Source organism: Bradyrhizobium sp. OAE829 (genome assembly GCF_040546575.1).
In the GTDB taxonomy this organism is placed as follows: domain Bacteria; phylum Pseudomonadota; class Alphaproteobacteria; order Rhizobiales; family Xanthobacteraceae; genus Bradyrhizobium.
In genome coordinates this window covers 8,275,025-8,291,308 of the sequence record NZ_JBEPOE010000001.1, presented here as the reverse complement: position 1 = coordinate 8,291,308, position 16,284 = coordinate 8,275,025, and the positions used below count along the sequence as shown (strand labels likewise).

Annotated in this window: 19 protein-coding genes; 10 read left to right on the top strand and 9 right to left on the bottom strand. The window is 63.5% G+C overall.

Going from position 1 to position 16,284, the window contains the following annotated elements:
- The first annotated feature begins 1 nt into the window (after position 1).
- Together ABIE49_RS39325 and ABIE49_RS39320 are read left to right on the top strand one after the other, a co-directional pair.
- Entirely contained in the window at positions 2-385 is a 384-nt protein-coding gene (locus ABIE49_RS39325; RefSeq protein ID WP_354067323.1) for a nuclear transport factor 2 family protein, read from the top strand.
- A gap of 24 nt (positions 386-409) precedes the next feature.
- On the top strand, positions 410-1,642 hold the full coding sequence (locus tag ABIE49_RS39320) for a Zn-dependent hydrolase (protein ID WP_192735771.1): 1,233 nt from the start codon (positions 410-412) through the stop codon (positions 1,640-1,642).
- A gap of 184 nt (positions 1,643-1,826) precedes the next feature.
- Here ABIE49_RS39320 and ABIE49_RS39315 read toward each other — a convergent pair whose 3' ends face one another.
- Positions 1,827-2,603: an outer membrane protein gene (locus tag ABIE49_RS39315; RefSeq protein ID WP_192735770.1), complete on the bottom strand. Its 777-nt coding sequence runs from the start codon at positions 2,601-2,603 to the stop codon at positions 1,827-1,829.
- 279 nt (positions 2,604-2,882) lie between these two features.
- On the opposite strand from ABIE49_RS39315, the gene ABIE49_RS39310 reads away from it, so the two are divergent.
- Together ABIE49_RS39310 and ABIE49_RS39305 are read left to right on the top strand one after the other, a co-directional pair.
- Positions 2,883-3,920, top strand: a complete 1,038-nt coding sequence (locus tag ABIE49_RS39310; RefSeq protein ID WP_192735769.1) for a PrsW family glutamic-type intramembrane protease — start codon at positions 2,883-2,885, stop codon at positions 3,918-3,920.
- Between the two features lie 110 nt (positions 3,921-4,030).
- On the top strand, positions 4,031-4,618 hold the full coding sequence (locus ABIE49_RS39305; RefSeq protein ID WP_192735768.1) for an HdeD family acid-resistance protein: 588 nt from the start codon (positions 4,031-4,033) through the stop codon (positions 4,616-4,618).
- A 103-nt stretch (positions 4,619-4,721) separates the two neighbouring features.
- Here ABIE49_RS39305 and ABIE49_RS39300 read toward each other — a convergent pair whose 3' ends face one another.
- Positions 4,722-4,880, bottom strand: coding sequence for a hypothetical protein (locus ABIE49_RS39300; RefSeq protein ID WP_192735767.1), 159 nt, complete (start codon positions 4,878-4,880; stop codon positions 4,722-4,724).
- Between ABIE49_RS39300 and ABIE49_RS39295 the strand changes: the two genes are divergently transcribed.
- The gene (locus ABIE49_RS39295; protein WP_192735766.1) at positions 4,867-5,952 is read left to right on the top strand and encodes a 3-deoxy-7-phosphoheptulonate synthase; all 1,086 of its coding nucleotides are present in this window, start codon (positions 4,867-4,869) and stop codon (positions 5,950-5,952) included. The two genes, ABIE49_RS39300 and ABIE49_RS39295, sit on opposite strands and share 14 nt — an antisense overlap.
- Before the next feature lie 112 nt (positions 5,953-6,064).
- Here the strand turns inward: ABIE49_RS39295 and ABIE49_RS39290 are convergent, their stop codons facing one another.
- Genes ABIE49_RS39290 through epmA form a run of 4 tightly spaced genes read right to left on the bottom strand, consistent with a single transcriptional unit; the run spans position 6,065 to position 8,685 of the window.
- Complete coding sequence (locus ABIE49_RS39290) at positions 6,065-6,304, bottom strand: hypothetical protein (RefSeq protein WP_192735765.1); 240 nt, start codon at positions 6,302-6,304, stop codon at positions 6,065-6,067.
- Between the two features lie 26 nt (positions 6,305-6,330).
- The gene (locus tag ABIE49_RS39285) at positions 6,331-6,537 is read right to left on the bottom strand and encodes a hypothetical protein (RefSeq protein ID WP_192736131.1); all 207 of its coding nucleotides are present in this window, start codon (positions 6,535-6,537) and stop codon (positions 6,331-6,333) included.
- Positions 6,538-6,544: 7 nt separating this feature from the next.
- Positions 6,545-7,636 (bottom strand): lysine-2,3-aminomutase-like protein, encoded by a 1,092-nt coding sequence (locus ABIE49_RS39280; RefSeq protein WP_192735764.1) that lies wholly within the window; start codon positions 7,634-7,636, stop codon positions 6,545-6,547.
- Positions 7,633-8,685: an EF-P lysine aminoacylase EpmA gene (epmA, locus tag ABIE49_RS39275; protein WP_192735763.1), complete on the bottom strand. Its 1,053-nt coding sequence runs from the start codon at positions 8,683-8,685 to the stop codon at positions 7,633-7,635. The genes ABIE49_RS39280 and epmA overlap by 4 nt, the downstream gene beginning before the upstream one ends.
- A gap of 248 nt (positions 8,686-8,933) precedes the next feature.
- Here epmA and ABIE49_RS39270 point away from each other — a divergent pair, with 248 nt between their 5' ends.
- From ABIE49_RS39270 to ABIE49_RS39260, 3 genes are all read left to right on the top strand, one after another.
- The gene (locus ABIE49_RS39270) at positions 8,934-9,710 is read left to right on the top strand and encodes a hypothetical protein (RefSeq protein ID WP_354067317.1); all 777 of its coding nucleotides are present in this window, start codon (positions 8,934-8,936) and stop codon (positions 9,708-9,710) included.
- Between the two features lie 167 nt (positions 9,711-9,877).
- On the top strand, positions 9,878-10,444 hold the full coding sequence (gene efp / locus ABIE49_RS39265) for an elongation factor P (RefSeq protein WP_192735762.1): 567 nt from the start codon (positions 9,878-9,880) through the stop codon (positions 10,442-10,444).
- A gap of 64 nt (positions 10,445-10,508) precedes the next feature.
- Entirely contained in the window at positions 10,509-12,089 is a 1,581-nt protein-coding gene (locus ABIE49_RS39260; protein WP_354067315.1) for a M23 family peptidase, read from the top strand.
- Here the strand turns inward: ABIE49_RS39260 and ABIE49_RS39255 are convergent.
- A complete protein-coding gene (locus tag ABIE49_RS39255; RefSeq protein WP_192735760.1) occupies positions 12,086-12,565 on the bottom strand; it encodes a carboxymuconolactone decarboxylase family protein in 480 nt (159 codons plus the stop codon). The genes ABIE49_RS39260 and ABIE49_RS39255 overlap by 4 nt on opposite strands.
- Before the next feature lie 221 nt (positions 12,566-12,786).
- On the opposite strand from ABIE49_RS39255, the gene ABIE49_RS39250 reads away from it, so the two are divergent.
- Positions 12,787-13,254, top strand: a complete 468-nt coding sequence (locus ABIE49_RS39250; RefSeq protein ID WP_192735759.1) for a MarR family transcriptional regulator — start codon at positions 12,787-12,789, stop codon at positions 13,252-13,254.
- 90 nt (positions 13,255-13,344) lie between these two features.
- The gene (locus tag ABIE49_RS39245; RefSeq protein WP_192735758.1) at positions 13,345-14,580 is read left to right on the top strand and encodes a lytic murein transglycosylase; all 1,236 of its coding nucleotides are present in this window, start codon (positions 13,345-13,347) and stop codon (positions 14,578-14,580) included.
- Positions 14,581-14,602: 22 nt separating this feature from the next.
- Here ABIE49_RS39245 and ABIE49_RS39240 read toward each other — a convergent pair whose 3' ends face one another.
- Both ABIE49_RS39240 and ABIE49_RS39235 read right to left on the bottom strand, forming a co-directional pair.
- Positions 14,603-15,400 (bottom strand): transporter substrate-binding domain-containing protein, encoded by a 798-nt coding sequence (locus tag ABIE49_RS39240; protein ID WP_192735757.1) that lies wholly within the window; start codon positions 15,398-15,400, stop codon positions 14,603-14,605.
- Positions 15,401-15,469: 69 nt separating this feature from the next.
- Positions 15,470-16,276: a glucose 1-dehydrogenase gene (locus ABIE49_RS39235; RefSeq protein ID WP_192735756.1), complete on the bottom strand. Its 807-nt coding sequence runs from the start codon at positions 16,274-16,276 to the stop codon at positions 15,470-15,472.
- Between the last annotated feature and the right edge of the window lie 8 nt (positions 16,277-16,284).

The following is a 16,284-nucleotide window of genomic DNA, read 5'->3' as shown; positions in this document are numbered from 1 at the left end:
CATGGCGCCCTCCTCCGCCGAACGCGATGAGCTGCTCAAAGGCTTCGCGCGCGCCCTGTTCAAGGGCGACATGGTTGCGCTCTATTCCGTAGTGACGCCTGACTTTCTCTGGACCTTTCACGATGGTCTTGCGGTGACCAAATCCCTCGCCGGCGCCGCCGCGATTGCCGAGCATCTCGCCGAGCAAAAGGCCCTGTTCTCGGCGCAACGCTTCCATGAAGCGGCCTATCATCACGCCGGTGATATGACCTTCATGACGTTCCGTGTCAGCGAAACCGTGCGCGCCACCGGCGAGCAGCGCGAACAACGCGGCGTCGAGTGTTATACGTTTCGCGGTGGAAGGCTCGCGACCAAGGATGTTTATCGCAAGCCGGCCGGCCCCTGACTGCCCATCAAGGAGAGGCACCTGATGCCCGACAAGACCCTGCCCTTCGACGGCGCCCGCGTCCTCGCCGACCTCAATACGTTGCGTGGCATCGGCGCCTACAAGACCGGTGTCCACAAGCCGACCTTCTCGGAGCCGCATATGCGCTCGCTGGAATGGCTGGTGCAGCGGCTCCCCGAGGCGGGACTGGCGGCCGAGATCGATGGCATCGGCAATGTGCTGGGCACCAGCACGAAACCGGGCCCGAAGCTGTTGGCGGGCTCGCATCTCGAAAGCCAGAATTACGCGGGCTGGCTCGATGGCCCGCTGGGCGTCATCTATGCGTTGGAAGCCGCCCGCGTCATCAATTCCGACCCTGATATCAGGGGCGCCGTCGAGGTCGCATCCTGGTGCGATGAGGAAGGCCATTTCGGCAGTTTCCTCGGCAGCCGTTCCTATGTCGGCGCGCTCACCGAGGCTGACGTCGACGCCGCGCGCGACCGCAACAGCGATCGCACCATGCGCGAAGCGCTACGCGAAGTCGGCCTCGCCGGCCGCCCGCGCGCTACCGCCGAACGCGGGCGCCACATCGGATATCTCGAGGCACATATCGAACAGGGTCAGACCCTCGAGGGCGGCGCGCTCAATATCGGCGTCGTCACCTCCATCGTCGGTATCTGGCAATACCGAATCACATTCACCGGCGAGCAAAATCACGCCGGCACGACGCGGATGGCCGTGCGCAAGGACGCCGGCCTCGCGCTGGCGAAATTCTGCGTCGATATCGACGAACGATTTCCGAAAGCCTGCGGGCCGCGCACGGTTTGGACCACCGGTTCGATCAGGCTCGATCCGGGTGCGCCGAGCATCATCCCGGGATCTGCGGAAATGCTGTTCCAGATGCGCGACGACGACCCCGCTGTGATCGATCGCCTGGAGGATCTGCTGCGAAGCATGGCCGCCGACGTCAGCGCGCGCGGCCCCTGCGCGGTTGCGGTGGAGCGCATTCGCACCGGCGCGCCCGCGATGATGGACGCCTCGTTCCAGCAAGCGATCGAAGCTGCGAGCAAGGCGCTTGCCGGCGGCAGGTCGATCCGCATGCCCAGCGCCGCCGGGCACGACGCCCAGATTCTCTCGACAATCATGCCGTCAGGCATGCTGTTCGTGCCCTCGATCGGCGGCATCAGCCATCACTGGACCGAGAACACTGACGACGCCGACATCGTCACCGGCGCCGAGGTGTTTGTCGACGCCTGCCGGCGCCTCTTGGCGGGCTAAGCGCGCCTACGCTCATGGCGCCTGCGGGTCGAAAACGGCCTCGCTGCGCGCCAAGCCGGCCGCACGATGGTCATCTCGGTACGTCGTCCACGCTTTGTCAAAAAAAAGCCCCGGACGATGCCGGGGCTTTTAATTAGTCTCGGGAAGAACTCAGTACCTGGTACCAGGCTCAGTCCTTCAAGGCTCAATACCTTGCGACGACCGGGCCACCCCAGTTGAACTTGTAGTTCACGCCAACCAGTGCCGTGGAAACTTCCAGCTTCGTCCGCACGATGTCGGGATTTCCGACGGCGGCGGGCGCAGTCGCAAACACGACGTCCTTGTGACCGAAATCCATGTAGTTGTATTCGCCGAACACCGACCAGCCCGGAGCGAACATCCATTCGAGGCCGCCGCCGATGGTCCAGCCACTGCGGCTGACGCCGTAAGCGGTTTCGGACAGCAGCACGCCACCCGGCTGGAAGATCTCATAGTCAGACTTGGTCCAGGCGCCACCACCCTTGATGTAGCCGAGCAACTGGGGCGTGAACAGGTAGCCCAAGCGGCCCGTTACCGTGAAGATGTCCTTGGTGGTGACATCCGACCTGAACGTCGGGAAGGCCGTCAGGAAATGCGAGTGATCGATGCGGGCGTAGTTGTACATGCCCTGGATGCCGAGCACCCAATTGCCAGCAAACTGGTAGTCGCAGCCGATCTGAGCGCCGCCGACAAAATCGCTGCCATCGCTCCCACCGTAATTGGTGGCCGGAACAACCGGTCCGACGTTGACGATGCCGACGCGATCCTGCGTGGTCCGTGCCCAGCCACCGCCGATGTTGCCGCCGATGTAGCAGCCGGTCCAGTTGTACACCACGACCGGAGCCGGAGGCGGCGCCTTGGCGTAACGGGGAGCCATATCGGCCGCGACAGCCGATCCAGTCATTGCAACCGCAGCAAGCATTCCCAGTGCAAATTTCTTCATGTTGATTCCCCTTGGGCCAATATTGCTGCCAATGGTTGTAGAGGAATTAGGCAGCTAATGCTGTGGCGCGGCGGTCACAGTCAGGAGGAAAGAGTCGAGCTCGAAGTTCCCCCGATCAACGCCCTTGCTGGCTCCCGTATTGGTGGGAAACCCACCTCCAAAAGCTCGGGGTTAGCCGGCCCGTACCCTCGCCTTTTGGCGACAACAAGTCGCGTTTGCCTTCCTTGCAAAGCGCTGAATTTACGGCCATTTTCGATCCATCCGAACAAAGCTCCCTAAATGCTCCTGCTACAATCCCTCCCGACTGTCATCGGCGTCGCCGCGATCGCGCCCGCGTTGCTTTTGCTGTGGCTGGTCGTCGCCGCTGACGAGCGCCCCGGCCCGCCGGCGCAGGTGTGGATCGCGTTCGTCCTGGGCGCGGCCAGCATTTCGCTGTTGGGAATCGCTCGGGCGCCGTTCGCCGCGATTCTCGCCGTGCCCGGAAATCCCTGGATGACCCAGGGGCTCCGCTCGGTGTTCGGCGTTGCCGCGCCCGAGGAGATCGTCAAGGTGCTGGTGATCATCGGCGTGTCGTGGAAGCGCCGCACCTATGCCGATCCGATGGACACTGTCGTTTACGGCGCCGCCGCGGGCCTTGGATTCGCAGCCTACGAAAACCTCGCTTACCTCGTGCAGCACGCCGACATGTGGCGATCGCTGGCGGCATTGCGTAGCGTCCTCACCGTGCCGTTCCACGGTGCGCTCGGCATTATCGCCGGCGCCTATATCGCGATCGCACGTGCCGGCACCGCACTCGGTGCCAACCGGCACAACCGCGACCTCGCCCGCATATCGAGCTGGATGCTGGCTTTGTTTGCGCCCGTCGCGCTGCATGCGGCGTTCGATTTTCCGCTGCTGATTCTGCAAAAGCATCCTGATCTCGGCTCCACCACGCGGATGATGCTGGGAACGGCCAGCCTGATCATCGGCTTCAGCTCGATCGGATTTGCGGCGCGACTGGTGCGGCGCGTCGGCCGCCATCACGCGCCGCGCACCGAGATTGCGCGCGAGCGGCTGAGCCAGCTGCGGCGGATGTGGGCGCTGCTGGTCGTGGGCGGCGGTGCCGGCTTTGCGGGCGTGTCGTTCCTGCTGACCTCGCTGCACCACTGGTTCATCAACCCGGAACGCAACGCCCCGCTGGTGCTGATCCCGATCGGCTTCACATCTATCCTGCTCGGCCTCGCGCTGCTGGTCGCAACCACGGCTGTCTACGTCTTGGGCCGTAACCGGATGCGCACGACGTCGGAAGGCTTTTCGTCGGCGAGCGAGGCTGGTTAGCACGACAGCTAAAGTTGGACGCGTTTTCCTTGCGCCAATTCCTTGCGCCAACCATTCCTGTTCGCTCGAAAACGCTCTAGTATCGGCCCGTGCGTAGCGGGAGAGCTGTGATGACCCTTCCCCAAGATAGGCTTCCCAAGGACATCGCCAAATTGCAGTCCGACATGGGCGCCGCCGTGAAGACGCATTGGAAAGCCTTCCTGTTCGAAGGCATTCTACTTGCGGTGCTCGGCCTGGCCGCAATGATCGTGCCGCCGCTGGCAAGCCTGGCGGTTGCAATCTTCTTGGGCTGGATGTTCCTGATCAGCGGCATCGCCGGGCTGGTCGTCACCTACTGGGCCCGGCAGATGCCGGGCTTCTGGTGGTCGCTGTTTTCCGCCGCGCTGGCCGTGCTTGCCGGCCTCGTGCTGTTGGCGCGGCCGATGCAGGGCGTGCTGACGCTGACCATCATCGTCGGCGCCTACTTTCTGATCGAAGGCGTCACCACCATCATGTACGCGCTGGAGCACCGCCGCGAATTGTCCGGGCGCTGGTCCTGGCTGCTGGTCTCCGGACTGATGGACATCCTGATCTCGTTCCTGATCATTGCTGGCCTTCCGGGTTCAGCGGAATGGGCGATCGGTCTCCTGGTCGGGATCAACCTGGTGCTTGGCGGCGCGTCGCTGGTCGGCATGGCGCTCGCCGCGCGCAAGGCCTGACACGGGCTGGCGCTGCGCGAGCCAATTCCCTCGCCGATTAGGGGATGACAAGTCCCGATGCGTAAGCTATAGAGCCCGCCATGATCATGATCGCCGCCAGCAACTATTGGTATTTTAGCTTCGACAGCTCGCTGGCGGTGGGAGGATCACGCGCAATCTGAATAATTGCAGCAAAAAGTCCGAACAGCCGCCAAATCCTGGCGGCTTTTTTATTGGCCGGCAGGTTCTTCAGAACAGGAGCCAGAGCCGTGTTGAGCACCACCGACGATCTTCGAATAAGCGAACTGAAAGAGCTGACGACGCCGCAAGAGGTCATGCGCGAGATACCTCGCACCTTGACCGCCACGCGCATCGTGATGGCAGCGCGCAACGCCATCCACGCGATCCTGAACGGAACCGATGACCGGCTTCTGGTCGTTGTCGGCCCCTGCTCCGTGCACGATCCCGCCGCGGCCGTGGAATATGCCGAACGCCTCGTCGCCCTGCGCGAGCGGCTGGCCGACCGCCTCGAGATCGTGATGCGCGTCTATTTCGAGAAGCCGCGCACGACGGTCGGCTGGAAGGGATTGATCAACGATCCCGGCCTCGACGGCAGCTTCGATATCAACCGGGGCCTGCGTCTCGCCCGCAACGTGCTTTCGGCGGTGAACAATCTTGGTTTGCCGGCCGGCACCGAATTCCTCGACATGACGACGCCGCAATACATCGCCGACCTGGTGGCGTGGGCGGCGATCGGCGCGCGAACCACGGAAAGCCAGATCCATCGCGAGCTCGCGTCCGGACTTTCCTGCGCGGTCGGCTTCAAGAACGGAACCGACGGCAATGTGCGCATCGCGGCCGAGGCCGTGAAGTCGGCGTCGCATCCCCACCATTTCATGGCGGTCACCAAGGGCGGACGCTCGGCGATCGCCGCTACGACCGGCAATGATGACTGCCACATCATCCTGCGCGGCGGCAGCAAGCCGAACTATGACGCTGGCAGCGTCGATGCCGCTTCGGCCGAACTCACCCGTTCAGGCGTGACACCGCGGATCATGATCGACACCAGCCACGCCAACAGCAGCAAGAAGCCCGAGAACCAGCCATTGGTTGCGGCCGACATCGCGCAGCAGATATCCGCTGGTGAAACACGCATCACAGGCGTGATGATGGAGAGCAATCTCGTCGCGGGCCGCCAGGATGTCGTGCCGGGCAAGCCGCTCACCTATGGTCAGAGCATCACGGACGGCTGCATCGACTGGGAAACCACCGTGCAGGCGCTCAACGTCCTGGCCGACGCCGTCGAGGCGAGACGGAGCTTGGCACGCCGGCCGCTCAATGAACGGTCGGCTTAAGAAGTCGTATTCGAACAAAACGTTACGGCCAGAGTCTGCTCAAGTTCATTAAGCGGACTCTGGCCGGTCAAGCCGTGGACCATGGTTTTGGGCGCGATCTTTGCACCGCCGCCTAGCAGCCGCGGCAGATGCTCTTGATCTTGCGATCCAGCAAGGCATTTTCCTTGCTCAGGGGATCGTTCGGATCGTTCATGTTCTTCGATTCGGGAACGTCGCTGGCGCGTGGCTGGCGATGACCAATCGGCGCCTGGATCACTTTGTCCGAATTTTTCGGCACCGTTGAGCCTTGCGCGAACACCTCCGGACTACCGGTCAGAACCAGAAGCGCCACCGACAGGATTATTTTTCGCATTTTGGTTCTCCCGTTCTCATTTCCGGTTATCGCGCCGGAACATCAATCGTTCCGCAATTGCGACGCCCTTGGGCCGCGCAATCCTGCGCCTTTCGTACATCGGCCATGGTGCTGAGCAACCAGATACCGGCTGCTACCAGCACCGCGAAGAAAGCCAGCATTACCGCGTTTTCGATCGCACGGCTGCTCTCGTTTTCCGGCGGCTTCTGCCCTCCCTCATCCCCATCCGTCATCGCCGGTTCACGGCTTCGGCGGATAGAGGTGAACCTCACCGCAATAATCGACGACACGATAACGCGCTTCCGAGGATAGTTCACGTTCCCTGGAATTTGGATGCGACAAATAATGCGGGCCGATCGGCGCCTTGCCATGGCCGCCGGGAATATCGAGCACGTAATCGGGCTGACATAGCCCGGAAACGCGTCCGCGCAGGCCCCGCATCAATTCCTGCCCCTGCTCGATCGTAGTGCGAAGATGCGCGGTTCCCGGCGCGAGATCGCCATGGTGCAGGTAATACGGCTTGATCCGGCATTCGACGAAGGACCGCATCAGGGCTTCCAGCGTCGCCGCATCGTCATTGACACCGCGGAGCAGCACCGACTGGCTCACCAGGGGGATGCCGGCATCGGCAAACCGGGCGCAAGCGGCGCGGGCCTCCGCCGTCAACTCGCGCGGATGGTTGGCGTGAACCGCGACCCAGGTCGTGGCGCCACCAACCCTCAATGCTGCGACCATCTCGTCGCTGATTCGCGCGGGAGCCGCGACCGGCACGCGGGTGTGAAGGCGGATGATCTTGACGTGATCGATGGCGGCGATATCGGCCATGATCTCGGCCAACCGGCGCGGCGACAGCATCAGGGGATCGCCGCCGGTCAGGATGACTTCCCAGATCTCCGGGTGACCACCGATATAATCGAGCGCGTCACGATAGGCACTGTCCGACAGCGCCGTTGCCTTGCCGGGGCCCACCATCTCGCGGCGAAAACAGAAGCGGCAATACACTGCGCAAACGTGAACCAGTTTGAACAGCACACGATCCGGATAGCGATGAACGATGCCCGCGACCGGCGAATGGGCGTCATCGCCGATCGGATCGGCGCGCTCGCCGGCCTCCTGCACCAGTTCCAGCGTGCTTGGAACAAACTGCCGCGCGATCGGGTCGTTTGGATCCTCGGTATCGATCAGCGCGGCGATATCCGGCGTCACCGCAATCGCGTAGCGTGCAGCCACCTGTTCGAGATCGGCCAGTTCAGCCGCAGGCGCCAGCCCGCAATCGACGAGTTCCGCCGGTTGCCGCAACGTCGCCGCCAATTTCGGATCGATCCTGTTCATGCTTCTCCCGCCGGTGGTGTCCATACCACCTGATCCACCCTAAGCGCACCGCTTGCCAGCATCACCAGCCGGTCAAAACCGAGCGCGACACCGCTGGCTTGCGGCATCACGGCGACCGCCTGCAGAAAATCCTCGTCGAGCGGATAGCGCTCGCCGTAACGCCGCGCTTTCTCGTCCATCGCCTGCGCAAAACGGCGACGCTGTTCGGCAGCAACGGTCAATTCGCCAAACCCGTTCGCAAGCTCAACGCCGCAAGCGTAGATCTCGAACCGCTCGGCCACACGCGGATCGGACGCCTTCGCGCGCGCCAGCGCTGCCTCCGGCACCGGATACTCAAACAGTACCGTCAAACAACCCTGCCCGAGATTTGGTTCGATATGCTCGACCAGGACCTTGCTGAAGATATCGGACCACGTGTCGTCGTCCGCAATCCGCACCCGCGATTTTGACGCCTCGGCGAGGGCCCTGCGATCCCCTTCGCCATCCGCCACCGTCGCCAGCAAGTCGATCCCGGCGAACCGCTCGAACGCGGTCGCGACCGTCAGTAATTCAGGCTCAGCGAAGGGATCGGCGATGCGGCCGCGAAACGAGAATTGCCCGATGCCGGTCGCCTGCGCCGCATGGGCGACGACCACAATCGTGTCGGCCATAATGGCGTCATACGCCGCGTTGGCGCGGTACCATTCCAGCATGGTGAATTCAGGCAAATGAAGATCGCCGCGCTCGCGATCGCGGAACACGCGTGCAAACTCGAATATCTTGTCTTCGCCCGCCGCGAGCAGTTTCTTGGCCGCGAACTCCGGTGACGTCCGCAAATAGCGCGGCGCGCGGGTTCCGTCTGCACCGGTCAGTTCGGTCCGGGGCGCGTGCAGATGTGTCTCATTGCCCGGCGAGACCTGCAGGATGCCCGTCTCCGCCTCGGCGAATCCCTGCTCGTCGAACCAGGCCCTCAAGCCCTTCGTGATCGCGGCCCGCGCCATCAGGAACGGTTTCCGGTCGGCGTGCCGCGCCGGCGACCACCATGGCGATGGCTGGTCGATCCCGGCCATCAGCAACCAGCCGGAGTGACGCGCGCGCCTGCAACGGCGTACGAACCGATGAAAAAGTTCAGGATACCGCCGGATACCATTGACACTACTCAATTTTCTCCACTGGAAAGCAGCCGTGCTGGGAATACCCGGGATACCCCGCTTCCAGTCCGTCTGTCATGTCGAAAGACGCACGTCTTGTCCATTCGCGCGATCGGCGCCGCGAACATGAAGTTGCGCCCTGAACCTCGCGGCCATTGGCGAGTCCAATGGGCAGCAAAATGGAACGGAATGCACGCATGTCAGGCGGTTGGTTACGACGAACAGGGCTTCTGCTGGCAGGTATGCTGTTGCTCGTCGTCACCACGCCAGCGCCCGCCAGCGCGACCGGCCCCGGGCCTGAGTTCAATCTGAAGACGGATGCCGATGACATTTTCACCTCACCCGACAGGCAAATTCGGGTTGAGCAATATGCCGCTGATAAGGGCGATGAAGGTTTTCTGTTCCAGTTCTGGACCTTCGACAAGGGGCGTCAACACCCCTCGCTGCTGAACGCCGGCGAAGGCATCGATCTTGCGGGCTACCCCGCAGGCTTTCGCTTTACCCCGAACAGCCAGTGGCTGGTACGCATGCAGAAAACCGGTGCCGGTTTCCAGACGCTGTTTCTGTACCGGCGGAACGGATTTCAATTTTCGTCCGCCACGCCGAAGCCGCTGAGCGAGATGGCCTGGGACTATTTCTGGGGCTCGCCGGCAGCCAAAAAGCTGCGTCGCAACCCCAAGGACCGCGATTCGCTCAGTCACGTCTTTGCTGCCCTCGTCAAAGGAACCGACGACAATTACGCTGGGTTGGGCCTGCATTGGCCGGATAGCCGCTACGTCGTGATCAGCCTCTCCTTCGACGCCCAGGGCGAAGACAAGCCGCGGCCCTACATCGAGGACTGGTGGTGCGCCTATGACCTGAAATCCGGGACATTTACGGTGCCCGCCGCCTTTGCCGAGCACAACGCCCAGGCCTTCACGTCCCCTCGCCCCAAGCGGAAATAGCCGCGGCACGGCCCCTCGATCCGGCCAGTCCGTAACCTGCCGGAACGGACCGCAAAAGGCTGGTATCTGGGGGGCAAATCAGTATGTTGCAGCCCGAAACCGCCTCAGGCGGCCGCCGGACACAATTGTCCTGACCGGTCGGAGGCCAGAAATTCAGGAAAACCGCTTTGAAAGTCATCGCCAGTTCAATTCGCAAGGGCAACGTCATCGAGCAAGACGGCAAGCTCTATGTGGTTCTGACCGCCGAGAACATCCATCCCGGCAAGGGAACTCCGGTCAGTCAGATCGAAATGCGCCGGATCGGCGACGGCGTGAAGATTTCGGAACGATACAAGACCACCGACCAGGTCGAGAAGGCGACGATCGAGGACCACAATTTCAACTACCTCTACGAGGACGCCGACGGATTCCATTTCATGAACGGCGAGACCTACGACCAGGTCCAGGTGTCCAAGGAAATCATCGGTTCCGCCGCGCCCTATCTGCAGGAGAACATGTCGGTGAAGCTCTCGCTGCACGACATGGTTCCGGTGGCGATCCAGATGCCGCAGCGCGCAACGCTGGAAGTTGTCGAAACCGAGCCGGTCACCAAGGGCCAGACCGCGTCTTCGTCCTACAAACCTGCTATCCTTTCCAACGGCGTACGCACCAACGTGCCGCCGCACGTCGGAACGGGAACGCGGATCGTGGTCATGACCGAGGACGGCTCCTACGTCGAGCGCGCCAAGGACTAGGCGCCAAAGTTAGACATCGGGGCATGCGCCGGGGGGCGATGCATTGGGTACGAAGGCTGTCCGCTTGCTGCCCCGTTGGCTGGCAGCCTTCTGTCTGCTTGCCGCCTGCGCCGTCGGCGCTTTCGCCGACGAGTTCCGGACCCCTTCGATCTCGGCCATCCGCGTCGAATGGCGCGCGGTGCTGGATCAGCTCCGCTCCGAGATCAATACCCAGCAGCCCGCGGTTGCGTCCGCCTTCACCTTTGCCAGCCAGCGGCGGGCGCCCCGCTGGGACCCGCGCTCGATGCCGGCGCTGGTGCAACTGAACGCGATCACTTCCCCCGTCTTCCCGGGGATCGGACGCAGTCCGGTTCCGGTGCTGTTGCCGTTCGACACCGCAAGCTATCTCGACGCCCGCCAGAACGGCGTCCCCGACACAATCTCGGTATCGCGCTATCAGGCCGACTTCCGCCCGGCCGATCTGTTCCACGCCGGCGCCGCCGGCTACGACGCAATGTTTTCGTTCGAGCCGGGCGCGGGCGACGGCATGCCGCAGCGGACTTACGCCAAGCCCGTCGAGGTGCAGATCACGGGCTCGATCCTGACCTACGACCTCGCCGATCCGCTCGCCGGCAAGGGCGAGCCGGTCAAGGCGCTGGCGGCGCAATTCCCGGACCTGCGGCGCTTCATCCGCGAAGGCTATGTGCGCTACGCCTTCACGCGCTTCGGCGTGCCCTATGTGGTGTCGATCCAGTGCCTCGACTCGACGCCGCGCCCGCGGCGGCTGGCCTGCCGCGAGGCCTATCCGGTCGCCGAACGTTTCCTCAAGGCGCTGCGCATCGCCGGCGGCCAGCCGTCGCGGCCGCGCCGGGATATTTCGTCGGAGATTGCGGAGCGGCCGATCGTGCCCTCGCCTGACTTCACCTATCGCCCGAGCGGCGACATCGTCGCCAACAGCGGCACGCGCAAGCGCGGCGGCCGCACCGATCTCACCACCTATTCGCAGATTCGGTTTCCGCTGGAAAAGGCGCCCGCCTTCGCGCGCTCGCAATCCTTCGGCAAACGCAAACCCGATGAACGCGGATATCCCTGGCAGGACAATTTCTGCGAGGCACGCAGTTTCGAGGTCGGCCAATGCGCCGCCGGTTTCGGCCATCAGGGGCAGGACATCCGTCCCGGCGCGTGCATGACGCAGAACAGCGAAAGCCCGGGCAGCTGCGATCCGAAGCAGCAGGCGGTCGTCGCGGTCCGTGACGGCGTCCTGATCCGTTCGCTGAAACAGCAGGCGGCGACCCTGCAGGTCAACACCCGCAACGAACATATCCGCTTTCGCTACATGCACATGAATCCGTCCAGCCTGGACGCGGACGGCATCCTCAACGGCCGCCAGGTCACCGAGGGTGAAAAAATCGGCGTCGCCTCGAACTATCTCGACTTTCCCAACGGCACCTCGCTGCACCTGCATTTCGACGTGCAGGTGTTCACGCGGGACGGCTGGATCTGGGTCAATCCCTACACCACGCTGATCTCGGCCTATGAGCGCCTGCTGCGCGGCCGCGGACGCGAGCTCGGCACCGACCCTGTCGCGCCGGCCGCTGTCGCCCATGCCCAGCCGCACGACGTGATCCGGCCCGACCCGCAGGAAGGTGGCGAGGGCGACAACTAGGACGCGGCAGCACCGACCGGCTTCTGCCGCGCCGGCGGGGTCCAGCGGAAGGCGGCGCCGAACCGGTTCCAGACGTTGATCGAGGCAATCGCCGAGGTAAGATAGGCCAGTTCCTTTTCCGAGAACTCGGCGCTCGCCTGCGCATAGACCTCGTCACTGACGCCGCCGCTGAGCAACGTCAGCGCTTCCGTCCACGCCAAGGCGGCGCGTTCGCGGGGCGAGAATTGCGGCGCCTCGCGCCACACCACGACCAGGTTGAGCTTGTCGGCTGGCACGCCGAGGCTCTCGCTTTGCAGGATGTGATACTGCACGCAAAACGCACAGCCGTTGATCTGCGAGGCGCGCAGCTTGATCAGTTCGAGCAGTTGCTTGTCGATGCCCGCCGCGGCCGCGACCTTGCCGAGCGCCAGTACGACCTCATAGGCCTCGGGCGCCAGCGCCATGAAATCCTTATATTCCTTGCGGGCATGTGACATGTTCATTGCCTTCTGTTATCAGTGTACTGATTTATTATAAGAGCCCTTATATGGTGCGCAAGATCAGAGCTTCGGTAAAATCCAGACTGCGTCGGCCACAAAAAACGGCGTCGAAAAAATCCAGAAAATCCGTCGCGGCACAAAATCCTTTGCGCCGGAAATCCTCTCGCAAAAACCCTCTCCAGCGCCGGAAAAAATCCGCCGCCGATCCCGTGCTCGCGATGATCCGCCCGCCGCCGCCCGGCGAAGGCAAGCGCGGCGAGCAAGGCCACCTCGCCTATTTGCTGCGGCAGGCCCAGGCCGCGACCCGGCTGACGCTGGAGCGGGCGCTCACCGAACTCGGCGTCACCACGCCGCAATTCGTGGTGCTGACGATGCTGCGGGCCTATCCGGGCCTGTCCGGCGCCGATCTCGCGCGGGTCGCCCTGCTGACGCCGCAAACCGTCGGCGTCATCATCCGCAATCTGGAACGCGACGGCGCGATCCGGAAGACCCCGCACCCGATCCACGGCCGGGTGCTGCAATGGACACTGACCCGGCGCGGCACTGTCCTGCTCGACAAATGCCGCCGTCACGTCCAGGCGGTGGAACGGCGGCTGGCGGCCGGGCTCTCGGCCTCCGCGCAGGCGACGGTCCGGCGCTGGCTCGCACGGGTTGCCGCGGAGTTTCAGCAGGCCCAGGGCAGCTAAGCTACCTTCCGGAGTTCCGCGTTCCGGCTGCGACGACGGCGCCACGCAAATGCGCTTTGGTGAGCGCACCCTGCCCCGTACAATACCGCCATGGAACCCTTCGATTCTCTGAGATCGCCGACCCGCCGCGCCCTGCTGCAAGCCGGTATCGGCGCCGCAGCTGTGCTCGTCCATCCGCTTGCCGCGTTGGCCGCGGCGCCGCCCGGCTTCGACGCGTGGCGCGATACCTTCCGCGCTCGCGCACTGGCGAAGGGCATATCGGACGCGACCTGGAGCCGCGTGATGGGCCGGATCGAGCCCGACATGTCCGTGTTCCGGCAGATGCAGAAGCAGCCGGAATTCCACGAGCAGATCTGGCAATACGTCAATCGCCGCGCCTCCGACTGGCGCATCACGGCGGGCAAGGAAGCGCTGCGGAAGAACGAGGCGCTGTTCACTCGGATCGAGCAGGACTTTGGCGTCGAGCGCGGCACGTTGCTGGCGCTGTGGGGCGTTGAATCCGCCTATGGCGATCCCTTGGTGCAGCAGAACCATATGCGCCCGATCTTTCCCTCGCTCGCCGCGCTGGCCTGGAACGAGCCGCGCCGCCGAGCCTATTGGGAAACAGAACTGATCAACGCGCTGAAGATCGTCGACCGCGGTTGGGGCACGCCGGAGGAAATGCGGGGCTCCTGGGCCGGCGCGATGGGGCATACCCAGTGGATGCCGGAAGTCTGGCTCAATGTCGGCATGGACTACGACAAGGACGGCCGCGTCTCGCCGTTCGGCAAGCCGGACGACGCGCTGGGCTCCAGCGCGCGCTATCTGGTCAATCGCGGCAAGTACCACCGCGGCGAACATTGGGGTTATGAGGTCCGTGCCGGCGGCGCGTCCGGCAGCGGCAACCGCACCTATGCGGCGTGGGCCAGCGCCGGCGTCACCCGCGCCGACGGCAAGCCGTTTCCGCAGCCGAATGCGTCCGCGCAATTGTGGGTGCCGGTCGCCGGCGGACCTTCGTTCCTGCTGGGGCCGAATTTCTATGCGGTCCGCAGCTACAATCCATCGATGAACTACGCGCTGGCAATCTGCCATCTCGGCGATCGCATTCTCGGCGCGCCGCCGTTCATTCACCCCTTCCCGGGCTCCGAACGCGCGCTGACGCTGGCCGAGGTGCAGGAGATGCAGACGCGGCTGACAAAAGCCGGCTTCGACACCGGCGGCACCGACGGTCGCGTCGGGAATGACACCATGAAGGCGGTCCGGGATTACCAGACCAAGATGGGCCTGTTGCCCGCCGATGGCTATGGCGGGCTCAAGGTGCTGGCGCGGTTGCGGCAAGGCGGTTAGCCAATTTAGTTGAACTCCAACGCTAAAGTGGTGGACGAACACCGCGAAGCCCGGCGCGCGTAATAAATTGGGCGATTGAGCCGTCGCGTTTTGCATCGCGAACGAAGTCATTCACTGTGGGCAACGCAGCAGCGCTGCTTTTTGGTACCGCGATCGACATTAGCACCACGTTGAAGCGCCCATCGAGAACTGTTGCTCCTGGAAGATCAGCTGCAATTTGATATGCCAAATGGACGTTTTCGCCATAGACGTCCGCGCGCCCCGCAGCCAGCGCCTCTCTTGCCGGTACCAGCCCGCCAGGCACTCGCACAATTTCCGCATTCTTGATCGTACGCGTCAGGAACCCGTCTGGCGCCGAGCCTTGAGCCACCGCGACCTTGATGCCGGGGCGATCGACTTCCTCGGCTGTTTTCAACGCCAGGCCGGGACGACCGACGTAGCCGTTATCGACCTCCATGAATACGTCGCTGAACGCGAGATGTTCAGCACGCGAGGGATCGCGCGCCGCGAGCCCGACATCCCATTCATTCTTGCCGAGACTCTCATTATAGCGAGCAGGATTTTCATAAGGGATCAAGCGAACCGGGACATTGAGCTTTGCCGCCAGGGCGCGAGCAAGTTCAACCGATATACCGCCGAGTTGACCGTCTGCTCCTCGGATTACCAGAACCGGATTGGAGACGATCAAGGCCGCTCGAAGTTCGCCCTTGGATGCCAGTTGCGACGTGGCTTCGGTCTGCGCCTGCGCTTGGCTCCCGAAAAGCGCGCAAAAAGCCAAACTAAACGCGGCGCAAAGGAGCGTTCTGCAAAAACTGATCATGGAACTCCTCCTGTCTAATGCCAATTGCAATATGACAGCACGTGCAACTCATCGGCTATGTTCCCAACCCTATCCTCGCACCACCCCGCCCGCGTTCATGCCACCGTCGATCACCAACTCCGTCCCGGTCACGTAGCTTGACGCATCGGAGGCGAGATACAAAACGCCTTTCGCGATGTCCATGGCATGACCGGCGCGGGCCAGTGGCGTGGCGAACCTCGCGCGTTCCTCGGGATCGATCGGTGCGTTCTGTCCGTGCCCCGCGGCTCCCGTCGGGATCTTGCCCCAGATCGGCGTGTCGATGATCCCGGGATGCACCGAGTTGACCCGGATGCCGTCGCCGAATGTCGCGCATTCCATCGCGATCGCTTTCGCAAACAGCCGGACGCCGCCCTTGGTGGCGCAATAGCCGGATAGGTTGGCCGAGCCGCGCAGGCCCGCCAGCGAAGACATCATGATGACGGAGCCTCCGCCGGTCTTGCGCATCGCCGGCAGGCAATGCTTCACCGACAGGAACACGCCGTCGAGATTGATCGCGGTCTGCCGCCGCCAGTCCTCGAGCGACATCTCGGTGATCGACGGCACCCCGATGCCGATGCCGGCGTTGGACACCAGCACGTCGAGCCGGCCATAGCGCTTCATGACATCGGCCACGACTTCGATCCAGCGCGCTTCGCTGGTGACGTCCTGATGCAGGAAGACAGCCTCGTTGCCGGCCTTCCTGATCCCGGCGACAACCTCCGGCCCCCTCAGCTCATCGACGTCGGTGACCGCAACCGAAGCGCCTTCGCGCGCCAGCAATTCTGCGCACGCCGCGCCGATGCCGGATGCGCCGCCGGTCACGAGCGCGACTTTTCCCTGAACCTGTCCTGCCATTTTCTGCT

Coding starts and splice junctions, on each gene's coding strand:
- ABIE49_RS39320 (WP_192735771.1), top strand. CDS start 410: ATGCCCGACAAGACCCTGCCCTTCGACGGCGCCCGCGTCCTCGCCGAC.
- ABIE49_RS39270 (WP_354067317.1), top strand. CDS start 8,934: ATGGGCAGCAAAATGGAACGGAATGCACGCATGTCAGGCGGTTGGTTA.
- ABIE49_RS39315 (WP_192735770.1), bottom strand. CDS start 2,603: ATGAAGAAATTTGCACTGGGAATGCTTGCTGCGGTTGCAATGACTGGA.
- ABIE49_RS39250 (WP_192735759.1), top strand. CDS start 12,787: ATGATCCGCCCGCCGCCGCCCGGCGAAGGCAAGCGCGGCGAGCAAGGC.
- ABIE49_RS39290 (WP_192735765.1), bottom strand. CDS start 6,304: ATGCGAAAAATAATCCTGTCGGTGGCGCTTCTGGTTCTGACCGGTAGT.
- epmA (WP_192735763.1), bottom strand. CDS start 8,685: ATGGCCGGGATCGACCAGCCATCGCCATGGTGGTCGCCGGCGCGGCAC.
- ABIE49_RS39245 (WP_192735758.1), top strand. CDS start 13,345: ATGGAACCCTTCGATTCTCTGAGATCGCCGACCCGCCGCGCCCTGCTG.
- ABIE49_RS39235 (WP_192735756.1), bottom strand. CDS start 16,276: ATGGCAGGACAGGTTCAGGGAAAAGTCGCGCTCGTGACCGGCGGCGCA.
- ABIE49_RS39305 (WP_192735768.1), top strand. CDS start 4,031: ATGACCCTTCCCCAAGATAGGCTTCCCAAGGACATCGCCAAATTGCAG.
- ABIE49_RS39280 (WP_192735764.1), bottom strand. CDS start 7,636: ATGAACAGGATCGATCCGAAATTGGCGGCGACGTTGCGGCAACCGGCG.
- ABIE49_RS39325 (WP_354067323.1), top strand. CDS start 2: ATGGCGCCCTCCTCCGCCGAACGCGATGAGCTGCTCAAAGGCTTCGCG.
- ABIE49_RS39285 (WP_192736131.1), bottom strand. CDS start 6,537: ATGACGGATGGGGATGAGGGAGGGCAGAAGCCGCCGGAAAACGAGAGC.
- ABIE49_RS39310 (WP_192735769.1), top strand. CDS start 2,883: ATGCTCCTGCTACAATCCCTCCCGACTGTCATCGGCGTCGCCGCGATC.
- ABIE49_RS39255 (WP_192735760.1), bottom strand. CDS start 12,565: ATGTCACATGCCCGCAAGGAATATAAGGATTTCATGGCGCTGGCGCCC.
- ABIE49_RS39240 (WP_192735757.1), bottom strand. CDS start 15,400: ATGATCAGTTTTTGCAGAACGCTCCTTTGCGCCGCGTTTAGTTTGGCT.